Raw genomic sequence first — 18,903 nt, 5'->3', positions numbered from 1 at the left:
CCTACCAGTGTTAAGTATACCGATTTTTTTAAGTATTGCACATTAATTTAATCATGGAATAAAATGAAAACTTTAGAATGATTAATTAAATATAAAGCTATCATATTTTACTTTTAAAAGATTGATTGACTCTTGTAGTATGGAAAGAGAAAAAAGAAGACAGATGGGTAGATTTCATGTTAAAGATAATTGGAAAACTTTTGAAAATAATTATTATAGTTGCAATTCTCACGGTCCTTGTGGTCGGTGGATTTTTTGCAATTCGAATATATAAAAATACAAATACCGTCAACGGCTATCGCAACGATGTGCAAGTTTTGGCGGATCAAACTGGGGTAGGAGATTATACGGACGTTATTTTAGGAATCATGTATACTGAATCAAAGGGTCAGGGGACGGACCTAATGCAAAGCTCCGAAAGTGCTTATGGAAGTCGTGGAAAGATTATTAGTCAACAAGAGAGTATCGAAAGTGGTGTTAAGCATTTTGCGGAAAGCTATAAGCAGGCGAAGGCTGCTGGATGCGACCTCGACACTGCAATTCAAGCGTATAACTTTGGAACAAAATATATTCAATATGTGCAAGAGCACGGTGGTAAAAATAGTGTGGAGCTTGCTGAAGAATACTCGCGAGACGTTTTATCCCCAGGCTATGGCAATGATCAGCAGCACACTTATCGTTATATGCAATTGCAATCTGTGTTATACAATGGCGGGTATCTGTATCAAAACGGTGGAAACATGTTTTATGCTGAAATCGTGCAAATGAATAAGCGTTTCATTACGATGTTTCAAAGGTTTCAAGATAGTTAAAATAATGAGCGGAAAGCTTGTAATAATAAAGAAATATGCTAAAATGATAGACGTATAAGTTTGTCTAAAAAAATCGCGCTGATCGAGAGATGAATTGGGGCGATTTTTTACGGCTGTTATCATATTTTTGGGAACTGGGGTGAGGTTTTTTTGGCGCAAAGAATTCCCCAACAAGTGATTGATGAGGTTCGTGAGAAAACAAATATTGTTGAAGTGATTGGGCAATATGTTCAATTAAAAAAGTCCGGCAAAAATTATTTGGGACTTTGTCCATTTCACGAAGAAAAGACTCCATCATTTTCGGTTGCTGAAGACAAGCAGATTTTTCATTGTTTTGGATGCGGTAAGGGCGGCAATGTTTATACTTTTTTACAAGAGCTAGAAGGAATCAGTTTTCCTGAAGCTGTAAAAAAAGTTGCCGACATGGAACAAATTCCTTTAGGTATTGAGATTTCTAGTGAGCCTGTGAACCAAACGTCAACAGGGCAGCAACAATTAATTGCGTTGCATGAACGAACGCGAGACTTGTATCATCATCTGTTAATGAATACGAAGGTTGGTGAAGAAGCATTAGAGTATCTTCATGAACGCGGTTTAAGTGATGATTTGATCAATGAATTTAAGATTGGTTTTGCACCTAGTCAACGGGATTTCTTAGTTCAAGTGACACAACAAGACAAGGTGAATGCTGATTTGATGGAACGCAGCGGATTATTTATTCGTAGAGATGACGGTAGCTTTAACGATCGTTTTTATCAGCGAGTGATGTTTCCTCTGAATGATTTTCGTGGGAAACCGATCGGATTTTCTGGACGTTTGTTGAAAACAAAGGATTTTCCTGGAGAAGATCAGCCGAAGTATCTGAATTCTCCTGAGACGGAGCTATTCAATAAACGGCAGGTATTGTTCAATTTTGACAAAGCCCGAAACGAAATTCGTAAACAGGGGGAAGCAATACTATTTGAAGGTTTCATGGACGTATTAGCTGCTTGGCAGGCCGGTATCAAAATTGGACTAGCTTCCATGGGTACAAGTTTAACGGAGCAACAAATTGCGACAATTGAGCGTGTGACTGGTCAAGTGGTAATCGCCTACGATGGTGATGATCCTGGGCAAGCGGCGACGGATCGTGCATTAACAATTTTAGATGCACATAGTCGATTGAATCTGTCCACCGTTACTGTGCCGGAGAAACTTGATCCAGATGAATACTTGCGAAAATACGGTGAGACTGAGTTGCAGAATTTATTACAACATGGTCGTCAGACCCCTTTTGCTTTTAAGATGCATTATCGGAAGAAAGGGTTGAATCTGGATAATGAAGCGGACCGTTTGAACTACTTGGAAGTCTTAATGCAAGATTTGGCAAAAGTCCAATCTCCAGTAGAACAAGATTTGTATTTGGGTCAATTAGCCAATGAGTTTCATTTGACGCGAGAAAGTTTGAAGCAACAATTGCAAATGGTTCGCCAAACAATCCGTACTGAGCGACGTCAGCAGCAAGCTCCGGTTTCTACGGCACCGACTCAATCGGTCAAAAGAGTATTGACCAAAGAAGAAAAAGCCGAACGAATGTTACTGTATCGGTGCATGAATGAAAGTTCGATCCGTGAACAATTAGTCCAGACGGAATTTCAATTTATCCACGATCAGTATCAAGAATTGCTTCTTTACTTAGATAGTTATATGATGGTTCATGGAAATTTTATTTTAGCAGACTTCCTGAACTATTTAAAAGAGGAGGAGATGAAGCAGCTAGTCATCGACATCTCTATGATATCCATGTCAGAAGATAGTAACGAACGAGAAATCTATGATCTGATGCGGGTAATTTCCCAATCTGGCATTGCTGAGGAAATCAAACAACGACAAGAAGAGCAGCTTGAGGCCAGAAAAAGTGGAAACCAGCAGCGGGAATTAGAATTAACCGTGCAAATTATCGAATTGACAAAACGCTTGAAACAAGCCTAGAAGTGAAAGGGGCATTTATTTTATGGCAGATGTAAAAAACAAAAAAGAGTACGAAAAAGCTTTAGCAGCCTTCATTAAGGAGAAAAAACCTTTAGGACAGGTGGTCTACGATGAATTAACCAATCGTTTGGCGACACCTTATGAATTAGGTGCAGAAGCAATGGATGAATTAATCCAAAAAGTCGAAGATGCTGGTGTTAGTGTCGTTGATGAAAATGGTGAACCTTCTAAGGCTAGCTTGAAACAAAATGAAGAAACTGCAAAAGCCGCACAAAAAGAAGATTTATCGGCCCCAACTGGCGTTAAGATTAATGACCCAGTTCGTATGTATTTAAAAGAAATCGGACGCGTTTCATTGTTGACTGCCGAAGAAGAAGTTGAGCTTGCATTATTGATCGAACAAGGGGATCAAGAAGCAAAACAACGCTTAGCTGAAGCGAACTTGCGTTTAGTTGTAAGTATTGCGAAGCGGTATGTTGGACGTGGAATGCAATTCTTAGATTTGATCCAAGAAGGAAATATGGGCTTGATGAAGGCCGTTGAAAAATTTGATTACCGTAAAGGGTTCAAGTTCTCGACCTATGCAACATGGTGGATTCGACAAGCAATTACTCGTGCGATTGCTGACCAAGCGCGTACGATTCGTATTCCGGTTCATATGGTAGAAACGATTAATAAGTTAATTCGTGTACAACGTCAATTACTACAAGATCTAGGCCGGGAACCGACACCGGAAGAAATTGGGGCTGAAATGGATCTGCCTACTGAAAAAGTTCGTGAGATTTTGAAGATCGCTCAAGAGCCAGTTTCATTGGAGACGCCGATTGGTGAGGAAGATGATTCACATTTAGGTGATTTCATTGAAGACCAAGAAGCGACAAGTCCAGCTGAACATGCGGCTTCAGAGATGTTGAAGGAACAACTAGAAGATGTCTTGGATACATTGACTGACCGTGAAGAAAATGTCTTACGTCTACGTTTTGGTTTAGATGATGGCAGAACACGTACATTAGAAGAAGTTGGCCGTGTATTTGGTGTTACCCGTGAACGGATTCGTCAGATTGAAGCGAAGGCTTTGCGTAAATTACGCCATCCATCACGTTCTAAGCAATTGAAAGACTTTTTAGAATAAAAAATATTGGCTCTAAGTCAAATCGTGTTGTTCTCATTAAATCACTGAAAGGAAATGCTTCGGCGTTTCCTTTTTTCTTTTTGTTTTTTTGCTCAAATAATGTCGCAAAGATTCTGTTGAATCAGAATTCGCATACGAAGGTGACGAAAGGTTCTAAAACCGAATGCCACTCTCTTGATCACTTTAATCAAGTTATTCTTCCCTTCAAGTTTTCCGTTCGAATAGGGGTATTTTAACGCATTGATAATCGCTTGTTTGTGTTTGTTTAAGTAAAGAATCGCTTTTTTAAATGCTGGATCAAGCATCGGAGGTAAGTGATCAATGCGTTCGTAAAAGTCTTTATAATCTTTGGCATCAAAGGCATCCAACAAATTCTGATACACATCATAGCTTGTCCGTAAGCGCTCGTCAATCGATAATAAATAGTCCAATACTTCCGATTCCGTCAGGTATTTCCGTTGGAAAAGCGGGTATTGTTTGAGCGAAGAATAATTGATTTTTCTATTTTTCTTCAGAATGGTTCGCCAATACTTCTTAAGCTTGCGATACTTTTTCATGGCTTGCGGGTCGCTCTTTTTCAAGTGATTCATGGTTTTTATCCGTTGTTTATTAAATGCACGATTAAGTTGTTGGATCACATGAAACCGATCAATGGAAATCCGAGCATTTGGGAAAACGACCTTTGTCACAGAATCATAGCTCGCGTTCATATCCATCACGACATGAGAAACGTTTTTCCGAGCGTGATAAGTAAAGCGCATAAAATAAGCGATCAGCTTGAAGCTTCTTCGATCCTCTAAAATATCAAAGATTTTCCCCGTATCCGCATCACTGAGAATAAAACACATGGCGCCCTGACAGTCCTTAGTTCCTTTGAATTCATCAATCAATAGATGTTTGGGTAAGTAATTGGGCTTCAGTCGTGGTTCTTCAAAAAAAGAATCCAACACCCGTTCGACCGTTTTAGCGGAAACCAAGTAACGTTGAGCGATATCTTTCATCGAAATTTTCTTCTTTAAATCAACAGCGATCGCAAACTTGAGCGCTTGGGAGAGATAACAGTTTTCTGCGACATAATAGGTTTTAGCCGAAAAAGTATGGTGACACTGTTTACAATAAAATCGTTGTTTATAGAGATGAAGATAGGTTGGCACCTCTTGATAAGGGAGTAATTGAATCCAGCTATCTTTGTAGCCATGATGGATGACGGAGTCGTAGCCGCAACACTCACACCGAGGAGACGGATAGCTCAGTCGACCAGTAAAGACGGTGGCCATTCTGTCATGGACTTTTTCTTTTGAAACGGCGTCTTTAGGAAAAGTAATGTTGGAATCATGAATATTTAGGATTTGTTTGATGGTTTTGTCTAGGCAATTATCTTTATATTTGATATTCTTAATACTGGACATTTGGTTCGCCTCCTATGATTGGGTTCAGCGATTTAATTATAGGACAACCAAATGTCTTTTTGTATAAAAAAATACTTGGTGTTCTCACTCAGAAAGAGTAACAACACCAAATATTATAGAACCAAAATATTTAAGCTCCTCGAGGATTTCCTTGAGGATTTTTTTTATGGCAAAAATACAGCTAAACTGCATGATTGTGCAATTTCCAAAAAGCATACGGAATTTATTATTTTTGATTAATTCGTTCGAAAATTGCTTGGAACATCCCTAAACATATGATAGATTAAAGCATATGATTGAAAAAAAGGAGCCGATTTCATTGCAAAAATGCCCTAACTGTGGTTATGAACCAGTCGAAGGATGCACAACTTGTCCGAAGTGTGGCTTTTCACTACAGTTAAATGATCAAGAAAATACCAAAGAAATCAATGATAAAAATGATACGATCGAATGGTCTGATCTAGCAGATATGCCAATTGAATCTGTGCAAAAAATGTTTAAGGATAACGAGGATAAAATGAAAGAAGAAAACTCTAAAGAATCAACGGAAGAAACTCCTGAAATGAATCCGATATTAGCGCAGTATATTCGTGAGCATAAAGAAGGCCAGGACAAACCCGAAAATAGTGAAACTGAAAATAAATCAGAGGAAGTCGATGAGACAGATTCTGTTAATATCGATGAAAATAAGATTGCAGAGACGAAAGAAGTAACAAATGACAAAGCTCCAGAGACTGACTATGAAGAAATTGCAGAAGAACAAAAGAGTGAAATGGACGAACCAATAGAAGAAACGGCTGAAAATGCAATTGAAGCAGAGAATGAATCGAAGGAAGCATTTCTGTTAGATCCTGCAGTTCCTTATGACGAAGAAAACACAGAATCCGCTTCTGAAGAGATAGAAGAAACACCACTTGATTCAGAATCAAATAATGGAGCTATTCCGCCAGGAGATCAACAGTCTTCAGAAGAAAAACCCAAGAAAGGCCGCAAAAAGGTTTATATCACACTTGCGGCAATTGCCGTGTTAGGTATTGGTGGCGCTTATTACTATCAACACGAGAAGGAAGTTGAAGCGCAGGGGATTGCAACCGTTAAAAAAGAAAATAAAGCCCTTGACACGATTGAGGAAAGTATTGATAGTTATTACACGGATGATCAACATACATTTCTTGTTGCAGATAAAGTGAATCTTAACACGGGTAAAATTGATGAAGAATTATCCAAGTATAAAGATCACAAACGATACGATGAATTGAAAAAAGAGTACGATGAGTTATCGAATAAGCAAAAGGCTGAGCAATCTGTAAATCAGCTATTCACAAGCCCTGCGATCAATGGGAACAAACTAGCAGACAAACCATTATTGAAAACAGCCGAACCTGTGAATCTTACTATTAATACAGGAGATAAAGAGTTTGATACTTTAATGAGTCAAGCCATCACGAATGCAAAGGATCAATATACCAAGGTTGAAGCAGCGAAAAAAGCGGCTGATAGTTTGTTAAAGGACGGCAACGTGATTGATTCTGTCAATCGTGATCAGTACAATAAGGCTAATGATGCAGTGAAAGCGGTAGCTAATCAAGAGCTAGTGCAGACTCAAAAGGATGAATTAACGAAGGTTGATCAAACGTTGAAGGACAAAGAGAAAAAAGCTGCTGAAGAGAAAGCAGCAGCAGAAAAAGCCGCTCAAGAAAAAGCAGAACAAGAAAAGGCAGCTCAAGAAACCCGAGATAGAACTTCTTCTGATACTAGTCAGGCAGGAGATACAAGTAGTGATGCGTACGCTTGGGCGCCAGGCGTCAGGGAGAAGGTTATACAAACATGTATTTCCCGTGGATATATCGTGGAAGGCGGATATAGCTTAGAACCAGTGAAAGTTGAAAATGGAGAAGGGTATTATAATTTATACGCCACTTCTAATCGTGCTTCATTGACAAAAGGCTACTCGGATAGCGACTTGCCAATGTACCTAGTAACGATCAACTGTAAAACTGGATGGTTCAAAGGAAACGGGCCAAACTAAAATAAAAAAAATAGAGGCTGGGAAGAAAGTTTTCTTTCCAGCCTTAGTCATGAGCTGTGGTAAAATAGGAGAGATAGTTAGTTTTAAATGGTGTGTAGAAAATTAGATGTAGTAAAATCAAAAGGAGCAGCAGGTATGAATGAATTATTAGGTCAAGTTTTTACAGGCTTGATCATTGATGAAAATGACATGATGTATTTAGTACAAAAAAATGGGGTAACGTTCCGTTTTTTGAAGACTGAGGATGCCTCTTATAAAATCGGAGAATCAGTTGAAGGCTTTGGGTATGTGAATCAAAAGAAAGAGGCGATTTTTACCACAATAATCCCCCAAGTTCGGATTGGACATTATGCTTTTGGAGAAGTGACAGACGTTCGCAGAGATTTAGGTGCGTTTGTTAATATTGGATTACCTGACAAAGATATGGTTGTTTCTTTAGATGAAATGCCGAGTATGAAAGAATTATGGCCTAAAAAAGGTGATCGTTTGATGATCAGTTTACGTGTTGATGAAAAGGACCGGATGTGGGGTGTTTTAGCAGATGAAGCGATTTTTCATTCATTAAGCCGTTCAGGTACTGCTGAGATGCAGAATGAGAATAAAAAAGGAACGATTTATCGCTTGAAAGTTGCTGGTTCATATTTAATTACGGATGATTTTTATATTGGTTTTGTTCATCCCTCAGAACGTTATCAGGAACCACGCCTAGGAGAAGTCGTTGAAGCTCGTGTCATCGGTGTTCGTCCAGATGGTGTTTTGAATATGTCTTTGAAACCACGCAGCTATGAAATGATCAATGATGATGCTGCGATGATTTTGACTATGCTGCAAAGAAATCCAGACCACTCATTACCTTATTGGGATAAGTCTGCGCCAGAAGAAATCAAAGAGGCGTTTGGAATCAGTAAAGGCCAGTTTAAACGGGCAATTGGTCACTTACTGAAAGAAAAATTGATCGAACAAAGCGAAGGTCAAATTCGTTTGAAAAGCTAATTGAGAATGTCCTTGCATAAATAAAGGTGATAAACTATAATAATTCTAAGAAAAGCAGCAATTACTTAACTGTTAGTTTAGAATTATTCTAAAATAGATGAAGGAGGGTTCTCTTGAACGCAATCCTAGCCTTACAAAAGACCAAAAAGCAGCTCCACGATTCGGGATTCAAGTTGACACCTCAGCGCGAAGCAACTGTTCTCGTATTATTGGAAAATGAAAAAGATCATTTATCAGCCGAGGAGATATACTTTTTAGTAAAGAAAAAAAGTCCTGAAATCGGCTTAGCAACGGTTTATCGTACATTAGAAATTTTGACTGAATTGCAAATCGTCAACAAAATCAGCTTTGATGATGGTTTAGCTCGTTATGATCTTCGTAAAGAAGGAGCAGAGCATTTTCATCATCATTTATTGTGTCTTGAATGCGGAAATATTGAAGAGATTGAAGAAGACCTTTTAGGCGAAGTAGAACGTGTAGTAGAATCACGATATCACTTTTTAGTGAAGGATCATCGTTTAACTTTTCACGGCATTTGTCAAAGCTGTCAAGAAAAAAAAGAAGCGTAAGGCTTCTTGAGAAAAACGGATTAAGTTATAATTAATTTATATAGTCCCTTGCAAAGATACGTGCTATCATTTCAAGGGACTTTTTGTTATGATAAAGCGAAAGTGGTGAGAACATGGATGAACAAATAACGGAATATTTGCATTTTTTAACGATTGAACGTGGTCTTTCAGAAAATACTCGTGTCAGTTATCAAAGAGATCTTTACCAGTATTTGTCCTTTTTGAGTGAACAAGGGGTCACCGAATGGCAGGCTGTCGATCGTTATATAGTTGTGGCTTTTTTGGCAAATTTAACTGAAGCTGGGAAAGCATCAACTACGATCACGCGAATGATTTCCAGCTTGCGTCGGTTTCATCAGTTTTTACGTCAAGAGCGTTACACGGATCATGATCCGATGCAACATATAGATAGTCCGAAAAAAGCTCAAAAATTGCCTCAGACGCTTTCATTAGCAGAAGTGGGACGTTTGATAGCCGCTCCGGATACGACGACAGACTTAGGAATCCGTGATCGTGCAATCTTAGAAGTAATGTATGCGACGGGGCTACGAGTTAGCGAACTGATTGGTTTGAAACTTGGAGATATCCATTTAGAGATGGGTTTATTGCAAACTGTTGGGAAGGGCGATAAAGAACGGATTGTTCCTCTTGGTGATTATGCAATTCATTGGCTGGAACGCTATTTAACCGAAGTGCGTCCTTTGTTAACCAAGAAAACACCAAACGTAATGTTTCTATTCGTTAATAACCACGGACACGGGATGAGCCGTCAAGGGATATGGAAAAATCTGAAACAATATGTAATCAAGGCCGAGATCATGAAGGATGTCACTCCTCATACACTGCGCCATAGCTTTGCGACGCATTTGTTAGAAAACGGGGCGGATTTGCGAACTGTTCAGGAACTTTTGGGCCATGCTGATATTTCTACGACTCAAATTTATACCCATATTACTAAACGAAGAATGACCGAAGTCTACAAAGAATTTTTTCCACGGGCCTAATAGGAGGAAAGAAAATGCTTAGTCACTATCGAAAAAATCAACGAAAAATCGCAATGGGCCTTTTAAGTTTCCATGAAAGTTTGAAGGACCATCAGCACTTGCTAAAAGAAATTGATACCTATGAAGATGATGATCGTTATCAGCTTTATTGCTATTACGATGAACATTCAGATAATGTTCAAGGCGTCGTGGGAGTCAGCCAGCTTGAAGACCAAGAAATTGTTTTGCATGACATCAGCTTAAATCCTTCTTATCGAGGAGAAGGTGTGAGCCTAAAAATGATGGAAGAACTACAAGCGCTGTATCCAGATCAAACAATAATTGGAACACCAGCAACATCTGCTTTCTTAGCGAAGTGGCAGAAACATAAGCGAGGATAAAATGGAGACAATCAGTTTAAAATTAGATGTTTTTGAAGGGCCATTGGATTTATTACTGCACTTGATTCAGCAATTGGAAATTGATATTTATGATATTCCGATAGCAGCAGTTACAGAACAATATATGAATTTTATCCACGCCATGAAGACATTGGAATTAGAAGTGGCCGGTGAATATTTGGTTATGGCCGCAACCTTAATGTCAATCAAAAGTCAGATGCTTTTGCCTAAGCCTGAGGTGGCATTTGAGTATGATGACGAAGAAGGAGAAGATCCACGAGACGCTCTAGTCCAGCAATTATTAGAATACCGAAAATATAAGTATGCTGCTTCGGTATTGTCGGAAAAGGAAGAAGAGCGTAGCTTGTTTTATACAAAAGCCCCCATGGATCTTTCCGAATATGAGGAAGAAATCTTACCTTTACCGAAAAATCAATTGAATACCATCGATCTCTTTTTAGCCTTGCATGATGTTTTACAACGAAAGAAAAGAAATCAGACAATCGAAACAACTGTAACCGCCGAGACGATTACGGTTGACCAAAAAGTGAATGAGATTGGTCGTCGATTAGAAAAATTATCTGAGAATGAAGGCTTACCACTAGAGTCTTTTTTTGTGCAGTATACCAAGGATGAAATGATCACAACCTTTATGGCGTTGTTGGAATTGATGAAAAAAGGTCAAGCTACTGCAACTCAGGAAGAAACATACGCACCAATTTTGATTTTTAAAGGAGTAATTGTATGAATCAATTAAGCCAGATTGAAGCGATGCTTTTTGTGGTAGGTGAAGAAGGGATTAGTTTAGAAGAACTGGCCTTTACTTTAAAACGCCCTACTCCGGAAATCTATCAAAACATTATAGATCTGAAGGAATCATATGAAACGAATGCTGCTTCCGCATTAACCCTGTTAGAGGTTGGAAATCACTTTGTTTTAAGCACGAAAAAGGAGTTTGCTCCTTTGTTAAAAGAATTTGCACGTTCTCCAATGGCTAACCGTTTAAGTCAAGCAGCTCTTGAAACACTTTCGATCATTGCTTACAAACAGCCAGTGACACGATCAGAAATTGATGAACTGCGCGGGGTGCAATCAAGCGGAGCAGTTCAAACATTAGTAGCACGACAGCTGATCGAAGAAAAAGGGCGTGTTGATGGTCCGGGTCGTGCAATTTTATATGGAACCAGCGCTTATTTCATGGACTATTTTGGATTAAAAGATATGGAAGAACTGCCGGATGTACAAAAGATGGAAGCAGATCTAGCTGATGAGGATGAACCATTAGATTTATTTTATGATCGCTTTAAAGAAGAGGATGGACAATAAATGGAAAGATTACAAAAGGTTATCGCCCACGCAGGAATTGCATCGCGTCGCAAAGCTGAAGAGTATATTACTGGCGGTCGGGTTAAAGTAAATGGTGAGGTTATAAAGGAGCTTGGAACAAAAGTAGGTAAGAAAGATATTGTCGAAGTTGATGGTGTACCAATCTATCAAGAGGAGCCCGTGTATTATTTATTTTATAAGCCTCGCGGTGTAATCTCAGCCGTTAGTGATGATAAAAACCGAAAAGTTGTGACAGACTATTTTGCAGCTGTTCCAGAAAGAATTTATCCTGTGGGACGTTTGGATTATGATACGTCGGGTATTTTAATTCTTACGAATGATGGTGACTTTTCACAACGATTAGCTCATCCAAAGCACCAAATCGACAAGGTGTATGTAGCTAAAGTAAAAGGATACGCAGAGAAAAGAGCTCTTTTACCATTGACCAAAGGTATCCGCATTGAGGGAAAGAAAACAGCACCGGCTCGTTTTGAAATCCTTTCAGCAGATAAAAAAGCCGAAACAAGTATCGTTGAATTAACGATCCACGAAGGCCGAAACCACCAAGTCAAAAACATGTTAGCAGCAGTTGGTTTGCCGGTTCAGAAATTAAAGCGAGAACGTTATGGTGATTTAACTTTACATGGATTGCGTCCTGGAGAGTATCGTCGTTTAAATACAAAAGAAATCAATACGTTGTTGAATCAGTCAAAATAGAAAATCATTTACTTGTTTTTTGAAAGTAAACTTGTTATAGTTAATTCACAATAAAAAAATAATTTATGGTTCGTCTTCAGGGGCAGGGTGAAAATCCCGACCGGCGGTGATAGTCCGCGAACTGCGCAAGCAGCCGAATCGGTGAGATTCCGATACCGACAGTACAGTCTGGATAAAGAAGATAGAGCTTATTTGAGTGAGATTGTATTCAAGTAACTCTATGCTTTTTTCTGAAGCATAGAGTTTTTTTGTGTCAAGGTCTGGCTCAAATGGTTCGTTGAAGATGATTCCGAAACGGAGGATTTCATATGAAGAACTTACGGTTACAAAAAATGACGGCAGTGGCAGTGGCAGCAGCAATGGGATTAATTTTACAACTTATCGCATTCCCCATTCTCCCTATGTTTCCTTTTCTAAAGTTAGACTTTAGCGATATTCCAGTGTTGATTAATATGTTTATCTTTGGACCATTAACGGGGATTGCAACAGCTTTTATTCGTTCATTGCTGCATTTGACAATGACCGGTTTTTCGATCGATAATTTAATTGGAGACTTTGCTAGTTTCTTCGCCTCAACTTTATATACCTTACCGATTTTTCTAATGTTTAGAAAAAGAACAACTTCGAAACGGATTTTAGGTTTAGGATTAGGTATCTTGGCGATGACGATTTTTATGAGTATTGCAAATTACTTTGTGATTACGCCGCTTTATTTGAAGGCATTTGGACTTTCAGCCGGACAAATGCTAGGAATGGGATTAGGACGCTATATTTTAGTAGGGATTGTTCCATTCAATATTCTTAAAGGTATATCTGTTAGCGTTGTTTTCTTAGTCTTACACGCCAAGTTATTACCGTGGTTATCGAAAAAGACGATGACCTCGCAACATCATTCAGTTTAGTTAAAAAATCTCAGACAATTTTGTCTGAGATTTTTTTGAAATTTGCTTGTTTTCGTGTACTTTTTTTAAAGTATGTTATCATTAATTTTGATATAAGATAGCATGAGACGGGCATCGTTTGGCTGACTGAATAACCGCCGCTTGTTGATCTTCAGGGATAAACTCGTGATTGGCTTCAGGCTCTCCAACAAATAGGACGAGACCGTCGTCAGTATAATCAAATATTTCTGGAGCGATCGTTTGGCATAACCCGCAAGCGATACAGCGCTCAGGAATGATTTCGCATTTCATTTTTTCACCTTCCACAGGAGATTTTACTATGACTTTTTTTATTCTAACGTTATTTCAATCTGGCTACAAGATAAGAACCTCGACTTTGTATCATTTATTGGTTGGAAAGCGAACAAGTTCTGTCTTGCTGCACGGTTTTTTTTATCATAATTTAATTTATTTAGGAGCGCTGCCAAATTTACAGGATGCTGACTTTCAGAGAGAACTTAAGAAATTAGTTGCTGCTGATTGGATTATCATCGATAAAGGCTTTGGGATGCTGACCTCTCGAGGCAAGAGGCAATTAGCTGAAAGAAAGTATGATCTTAATGGATTGGATAATTTACGTTATGGTCGCACACGGGAGAATTCTTGGCAACTGCTTCTATTTGCGGTGCAGGTCATTAGTCATTTATCTTATGGTAAAAAAGAATACATACCAATTGAAAATCGACCTTTCTATTTACAGCAGATCAAAAAATGGTTGGTGGGTTCTGGGCCAAATTTAGTCAAACACTTCCAGCAAGAATTACTGACGATTTTTCAACAACTGCCTTCCGAAGAAGCTGATTTTTTAGCTAATCAGTTTTCTGGCTATGATTTTCAAGGGAAGACAGCCTTTCAATTATTACCTGAAAAATACCAAAATGCTCCATGGAATCAACTTTTTCGACAGCATGCAATTGATCTTTTTTTGGCTCAGGTAAAAAAAGGAGAGCTGGCTAGATTATTATCAGCGTTGGATCAGCAGAATCTTAATAAAAGTATGTTGAAAACCAGAGAATACTTTCTAGCTGGTAAAACAGAAGCTGAAATTTTACGACTTCGACATTTAAAGCAAGGTACGATTAATGATCATTTTATTGAATGGGCTTTGTTAGAGAAAGCATTTCCCTTTGAACGATTCGAGCTGCTTGAATTTAACCAGTTAAGCAGTGAAGAGGTACTAGATCAACGATACCAAGAGTATGACATACCGTATTTAAATTTTCGTTTGTCACAAATTTATTATTTGAGGGAAAAACAATGGACTTAACACAATTATTAAGAGAAAAATTTCATCATGATCAGTTCAGACCTGGCCAGCAGGAAATTATTGAGACGATCCTAAATGGAGAATCAGTGTTAGGAATGTTGCCGACAGGAACTGGCAAATCATTGTGTTATCAACTGCCTGGTTATTTAATAGATGGGACAGTAATCATTATTTCACCGCTTATTTCTTTAATGGAGGACCAAGTAGCTCAGTTACAGCGACTTGGCGAAAAAAGAGCTGTGGCGCTCAATAGCTTGCTTTCTTCTTGGGAGAAGCAATGGATTTTAAGTGAAATTCACCATTATAAATTTATTTTCATGAGTCCAGAAATGTTTTTGAGTAGCGAGGTCCAAAAGGCTTTACAGGCTGCAAGATTAGCGTTGATCGTGGTGGATGAAGCTCATTGTATCTCTCAGTGGGGAATCGATTTTCGACCAGAATATCTGAAAATAGCCGATGGTATTAAATTCATTGGCGGCCCTTTAGTTTTGGCATTGACAGCAACGGCTACACCGGCAGTTCGAATGGATATTCAAAGGCTATTGTTTAGAGAAAATCAAGCAAAGGAATTTATTTTTTCTGTTGACCGTCCTAATATCAGTTACTTTGTCTACCAAAAGACTAAATTGGAAAAGCTACAAGAACTGATAACGACCTTAGAGGGTTCCGGTATTATTTATTGTGCTACTCGAAAAAAAGTTGAAGAACTGTATCAAACGTTTAAACACCAGCACGCGATTGCCTATTATCATGGTGGTTTAAGCGGTCAAGAACGACGAATGCTTCAGCAGCAATTTTTAGCAGACGATTTACGGATTTTGATTGCAACGAATGCATTTGGTATGGGGATTAACAAAGAAAATATTCGCTTTGTAATTCATTATGATTTGCCAGATTCGCCAGAGAATTATTTACAAGAGGTTGGTCGTGCCGGTAGAGATGGTCAGCCAAGTCAAGCAATTTTGTTATATGAAGCAGGTGATGAGTATATTCATCATTTTCTTCAGGAGCAAACCGATCAATCCAAAAAATTATTTGAGATCAAGCAACGAATGACTGATTTGGTCTTTGAGGATCCGTTAATAAAAAAATGGGAGCAATTTTTCCCCAACGAAAGCTCTCGCTTAATGGATTTATTAAGCCAACGAGGTAAGACTAAAAAAATTCAACTACAAAAAATGTTGGATTATATTTCGACAAAGGAATGTCGTCGAGCTTTTTTGATCGCTTATTTTGGTGAAACATCCGCTGGGGAAAATCATAATTGCTGCGATAATGATGGTGCTTTATTGAAGGCGAAACCAGTGAAACAGTTAAACAGTGAGGCCCACCTTTCTTGGGAAAAAATTATTCAAAAAATTTTTAAAAATGATGAGAAAGATTGAAAATTGACGCCACATTTTCAAGAGCTATGGTATAATACATGGCGATAGCATTTAGGAGGTTAGAGAAATTGAGTAGAAAAGATCGCTATAACGATACGAACAACGAACCGTGGGATCAACATATTTACGAATCTGATAGTGAAGAAGAAACCTATTCACGCAGCCAGTCTCGTCGTAGTGGTGGTGGAAACAAAGGTGGCGGAAATACGAAATTCTTGACGATTCTAGTCGCATTATTATTAGCCCTTATTTTGATTCCAGCTGGTGCCTTTTTCTGGATTACTCGTGATAACGACAAGCCAGCAGCCTCTCCTGAAAGTACGACTCAGGTATCAAAGGTTTCTTCAACAGAAAAGTCAAGCACCGAAGAAAGTAGTACAGAAGAAAGCACATCTTCAACTGATTCAGAAGCAAATCAACAAGAGCAGCAACAAGCCGCTGATCAGCAAGCACAGCAACAAGCTGCAGCTGAATCTCAGGCAGCCGCAGAGGCACAAGCGCAAGCAGAAGCATCACGTTCTGCAGCCGCAGCGCAACAAACAACACCATCTTCAAGTACAACGAATGATGCAAACGCACAATACGGTACAGTTCAAGCAGGTGAAGGTCCACAACAAATTGCTGGACGCTATGGCTTGAGTGTCGATGAATTTTTAAGACTGAATGGGATGGATAGAAGCAATTTCTATTTTGATCCAGGTCAGCAAGTGCGTATTAAATAATTTGAATACTTTGCCGTAATCGCTAGCGATTACGGCTTATTTATTGAAAAGAGGCAGAAACATGGAAAAAATTTCAATTGCAATCGACGGTCCCGCATCGTCTGGTAAAAGCACCGTAGCAAAAATTTTAGCGAGTGACTTTCATTTTATTTATGTGGATACGGGTGCGATGTACCGAGCTATAACTTTTTTAGCAATCAAGCACAATATTGCATTTTCAGATGAAGATGGTTTAGCCGAATTAACAAAAAAGTATCCAATCACCTTCAAGCAATCTGCTCATGGACAACTTGTCTTCGCTGATGATGAAGAGATCACACAGGCAATTAGACAGCCGGACGTGACGGGGGCTGTTTCTGAGGTATCCGCTCATAGAAAAGTTCGTGAAGAATTAGTCCAAGCGCAAAGAAAGCTAGCTCAAGCTGGCGGTGTTGTCATGGATGGTCGTGATATTGGTACAACCGTACTGCCGCAAGCAGAAGTGAAAATTTTTCTAGTCGCAAGTGTTGAGGAACGAGCACAACGTCGATATAAGGAAAATCAAGAAAAAGGAATAGAGATGGATTTTGAAGCGATTAAAGAGGCCATTGCTAAGCGAGATTATTTGGATTCGCATCGGGAAGTTTCGCCTCTTATTCAGGCAGAAGATGCTGAATTGGTCGATACGACTGGAATGTCGATTGAACAGGTAGTAACGAAGATTAAAGAGGTAATCCAGTCAAAAGGTTTCTAAATTTTGGATAAAAACGATAAATAAAGCGAATTTCTTTCAATTTTTTAGAAAAAAAGAAGAAATCGCTTTATTTTTCATGTGGATTCATCTAAAATAGGATATGTAGTGCAGTTTACGCAGAATTGTTGGTAAGGAGGACAAACGACATGACAGATTTAGAACAAAATTCGATGGATAACGAGAATGTTTCCATGGAAGCAGCAATGGAAAGTGTGAATGAAGTTCAAGTTGGCGATATTGTTAAAGGCGAGGTGCTTGCCTTAGAAGATAAACAAGTTATCGTTGGTATTGAAGGTGCGGGAGTAGAAGGTGTTGTTCCTGCTAAAGAGCTTTCAACTTTACCTGTTGAAGATATCAATGAAGAAGTCAAGGTTGGCGATATTCTTGATTTAGTCGTTATCTCTTCTATTGGAAAAGACAAAGAAAATGGAAGTTATCTCCTTTCTAAACGCCGCCTAGACGCGAAGAAAGTTTGGGAAGATATTGAGAAAGAATTCCAAGATGGAAAAATCATCGAAGCACCAGTAACCAGCAGCGTTAAAGGTGGTTTGGTAGTTGATGTAGGAGTGCGCGGATTTGTACCTGCTTCAATGATTGATGACCATTTTGTAGATGATTTTTCGGTATATACTGGAAAAACATTGAAATTTAAAATTATTGAAATCGAACCTTCTGAGAATCGTTTGATTCTATCTCATAAAGCAGTTGTTGAAGCGGAGAAAGCTGAGAAGAAAAAGGAAATCTTGGCAGACTTGTATGAAGGTCAAGTTATCAAAGGACAAGTTGCTCGTTTGACAGACTTTGGCGCGTTCATTGATCTTGGCGGCATCGACGGATTGGTTCATGTGTCAGAGATTTCTCACAGTCATGTGGCAAAACCTGCTGATGTATTAAGCGTTGGTGATGAAGTAGAAGTTCAAGTCCTTTCTGTTGATCCAGAAAAAGAACGGATTTCATTATCTATCAAAGCGAATCTGCCTGGACCTTGGACAGATATTGAAGAAAAAGCGGCTCCAGGTTCTGTACTTGAAGGAACTGTGAAACGTTTGACCAGTTTTGGTGCATTTGTTGAAATTTTCCCAGGTGTTGAGGGTTTAGTGCATATCTCTCAGATCTCTCACAAACATATTGCAACTCCTCACGAAGTGTTGCATGAAGGCGACCAAGTACAGGTGAAAGTTCTAGAAGTACATCCTGAGGACCATCGTGTGGCTCTTTCAATTAAAGCATTAGAAGAGAAACCAGAAGAAGCAAAACCAGAGCCGGTGGAAGAAGACTCATATGAGTTGCCAGAAGAAAATACTGGTTTCACAATGGGTGATATTTTAGGCGATGCTTTAAATGAAGATTCAGAAGAACAAGAATAGAAATCATTGAAGACGTGCTTTAGTACGTCTTTTTTGTCTGGTCCGTTTTTCAGCATAAATGAATACCTTATATTTTAATGAAAATGGCTCCTTCTCTTGCAAGAAGGAGTTTTCTTAGTTAAACTAAAGAGAATTTGGAAAAAGCA

At 38.8% G+C, this 18,903-nt stretch carries 19 protein-coding genes and 1 riboswitch; of the genes, 17 read left to right on the top strand and 2 right to left on the bottom strand.

The features are described 5' to 3' along the window. Nucleotides 1–176: 176 nt before the first annotated feature. The 3 genes from AUF14_RS07360 (at nt 177) to rpoD (ending at nt 3,915) form a co-directional block, all read left to right on the top strand. Nucleotides 177–812, top strand: a complete 636-nt coding sequence (locus AUF14_RS07360; protein WP_049220437.1) for a lysozyme family protein — start codon at nt 177–179, stop codon at nt 810–812. Nucleotides 813–962: 150 nt separating this feature from the next. Then, on the top strand, nt 963–2,783 hold the full coding sequence (gene dnaG / locus AUF14_RS07355; protein ID WP_049220439.1) for a DNA primase: 1,821 nt from the start codon (nt 963–965) through the stop codon (nt 2,781–2,783). Nucleotides 2,784–2,805: 22 nt separating this feature from the next. Then, on the top strand, nt 2,806–3,915 hold the full coding sequence (gene rpoD, locus AUF14_RS07350) for an RNA polymerase sigma factor RpoD (RefSeq protein WP_016179933.1): 1,110 nt from the start codon (nt 2,806–2,808) through the stop codon (nt 3,913–3,915). A gap of 92 nt (nt 3,916–4,007) precedes the next feature. Here the strand turns inward: rpoD and AUF14_RS07345 are convergent, their stop codons facing one another. After that, nucleotides 4,008–5,324 carry an ISL3 family transposase gene (locus AUF14_RS07345; protein ID WP_102865971.1) on the bottom strand — a complete coding sequence of 439 codons (1,317 nt, stop codon included), beginning with the start codon at nt 5,322–5,324 and terminating at the stop codon, nt 4,008–4,010. A gap of 319 nt (nt 5,325–5,643) precedes the next feature. On the opposite strand from AUF14_RS07345, the gene AUF14_RS07340 reads away from it, so the two are divergent. The 9 genes from AUF14_RS07340 (at nt 5,644) to AUF14_RS07300 (ending at nt 13,244) form a co-directional block, all read left to right on the top strand. After that, nucleotides 5,644–7,353, top strand: a complete 1,710-nt coding sequence (locus AUF14_RS07340) for a cell division site-positioning protein MapZ family protein (protein WP_102865970.1) — start codon at nt 5,644–5,646, stop codon at nt 7,351–7,353. 135 nt (nt 7,354–7,488) lie between these two features. After that, nucleotides 7,489–8,346 carry a CvfB family protein gene (locus tag AUF14_RS07335; protein WP_049220466.1) on the top strand — a complete coding sequence of 286 codons (858 nt, stop codon included), beginning with the start codon at nt 7,489–7,491 and terminating at the stop codon, nt 8,344–8,346. Nucleotides 8,347–8,459: 113 nt separating this feature from the next. Further along, nucleotides 8,460–8,915 (top strand): ferric iron uptake transcriptional regulator, encoded by a 456-nt coding sequence (gene fur / locus AUF14_RS07330; RefSeq protein WP_016179936.1) that lies wholly within the window; start codon nt 8,460–8,462, stop codon nt 8,913–8,915. Nucleotides 8,916–9,028: 113 nt separating this feature from the next. Beyond that, nucleotides 9,029–9,919 (top strand): site-specific tyrosine recombinase XerD, encoded by an 891-nt coding sequence (xerD, locus tag AUF14_RS07325; RefSeq protein WP_049220444.1) that lies wholly within the window; start codon nt 9,029–9,031, stop codon nt 9,917–9,919. Nucleotides 9,920–9,933: 14 nt separating this feature from the next. Then, complete coding sequence (locus AUF14_RS07320; protein WP_048720871.1) at nt 9,934–10,299, top strand: GNAT family N-acetyltransferase; 366 nt, start codon at nt 9,934–9,936, stop codon at nt 10,297–10,299. 1 nt (nt 10,300) lies between these two features. Further along, a complete protein-coding gene (locus tag AUF14_RS07315; RefSeq protein ID WP_016179939.1) occupies nt 10,301–11,047 on the top strand; it encodes a segregation/condensation protein A in 747 nt (248 codons plus the stop codon). Further along, entirely contained in the window at nt 11,044–11,625 is a 582-nt protein-coding gene (scpB, locus tag AUF14_RS07310; protein ID WP_016179940.1) for an SMC-Scp complex subunit ScpB, read from the top strand. Before AUF14_RS07315 ends, scpB begins: the two co-directional genes overlap by 4 nt. After that, nucleotides 11,626–12,342 (top strand): pseudouridine synthase, encoded by a 717-nt coding sequence (locus AUF14_RS07305; protein WP_049220446.1) that lies wholly within the window; start codon nt 11,626–11,628, stop codon nt 12,340–12,342. Between the two features lie 68 nt (nt 12,343–12,410). Beyond that, a riboswitch (FMN riboswitch) is annotated at nt 12,411–12,529 on the top strand. Between the two features lie 121 nt (nt 12,530–12,650). Next, on the top strand, nt 12,651–13,244 hold the full coding sequence (locus AUF14_RS07300; RefSeq protein WP_049220448.1) for an ECF transporter S component: 594 nt from the start codon (nt 12,651–12,653) through the stop codon (nt 13,242–13,244). Between the two features lie 81 nt (nt 13,245–13,325). Here AUF14_RS07300 and AUF14_RS07295 read toward each other — a convergent pair whose 3' ends face one another. After that, nucleotides 13,326–13,535, bottom strand: coding sequence for a ferredoxin (locus tag AUF14_RS07295; RefSeq protein ID WP_048720863.1), 210 nt, complete (start codon nt 13,533–13,535; stop codon nt 13,326–13,328). A gap of 28 nt (nt 13,536–13,563) precedes the next feature. Between AUF14_RS07295 and AUF14_RS07290 the strand changes: the two genes are divergently transcribed. The 5 genes from AUF14_RS07290 to rpsA all read left to right on the top strand — a co-directional run bounded on the left by AUF14_RS07290 (nt 13,564) and on the right by rpsA (nt 18,757). After that, nucleotides 13,564–14,550 (top strand): helix-turn-helix domain-containing protein, encoded by a 987-nt coding sequence (locus tag AUF14_RS07290; RefSeq protein WP_049220450.1) that lies wholly within the window; start codon nt 13,564–13,566, stop codon nt 14,548–14,550. After that, the gene (locus tag AUF14_RS07285; RefSeq protein WP_049220452.1) at nt 14,541–15,935 is read left to right on the top strand and encodes a RecQ family ATP-dependent DNA helicase; all 1,395 of its coding nucleotides are present in this window, start codon (nt 14,541–14,543) and stop codon (nt 15,933–15,935) included. Before AUF14_RS07290 ends, AUF14_RS07285 begins: the two co-directional genes overlap by 10 nt. Before the next feature lie 68 nt (nt 15,936–16,003). Further along, nucleotides 16,004–16,657 carry a LysM peptidoglycan-binding domain-containing protein gene (locus tag AUF14_RS07280; protein WP_016179946.1) on the top strand — a complete coding sequence of 218 codons (654 nt, stop codon included), beginning with the start codon at nt 16,004–16,006 and terminating at the stop codon, nt 16,655–16,657. 61 nt (nt 16,658–16,718) lie between these two features. Then, on the top strand, nt 16,719–17,390 hold the full coding sequence (gene cmk / locus AUF14_RS07275; protein ID WP_049220454.1) for a (d)CMP kinase: 672 nt from the start codon (nt 16,719–16,721) through the stop codon (nt 17,388–17,390). A 146-nt stretch (nt 17,391–17,536) separates the two neighbouring features. Continuing rightward, nucleotides 17,537–18,757 carry a 30S ribosomal protein S1 gene (gene rpsA / locus AUF14_RS07270; protein WP_016179948.1) on the top strand — a complete coding sequence of 407 codons (1,221 nt, stop codon included), beginning with the start codon at nt 17,537–17,539 and terminating at the stop codon, nt 18,755–18,757. The last annotated feature ends 146 nt before the right edge of the window (nt 18,758–18,903 follow it).

The sequence above is a fragment of the Enterococcus avium genome (assembly GCF_002891025.1).
GTDB lineage: Bacteria > Bacillota > Bacilli > Lactobacillales > Enterococcaceae > Enterococcus_A > Enterococcus_A avium.
This window is presented reverse-complemented; position numbering and strand designations above follow the sequence as displayed.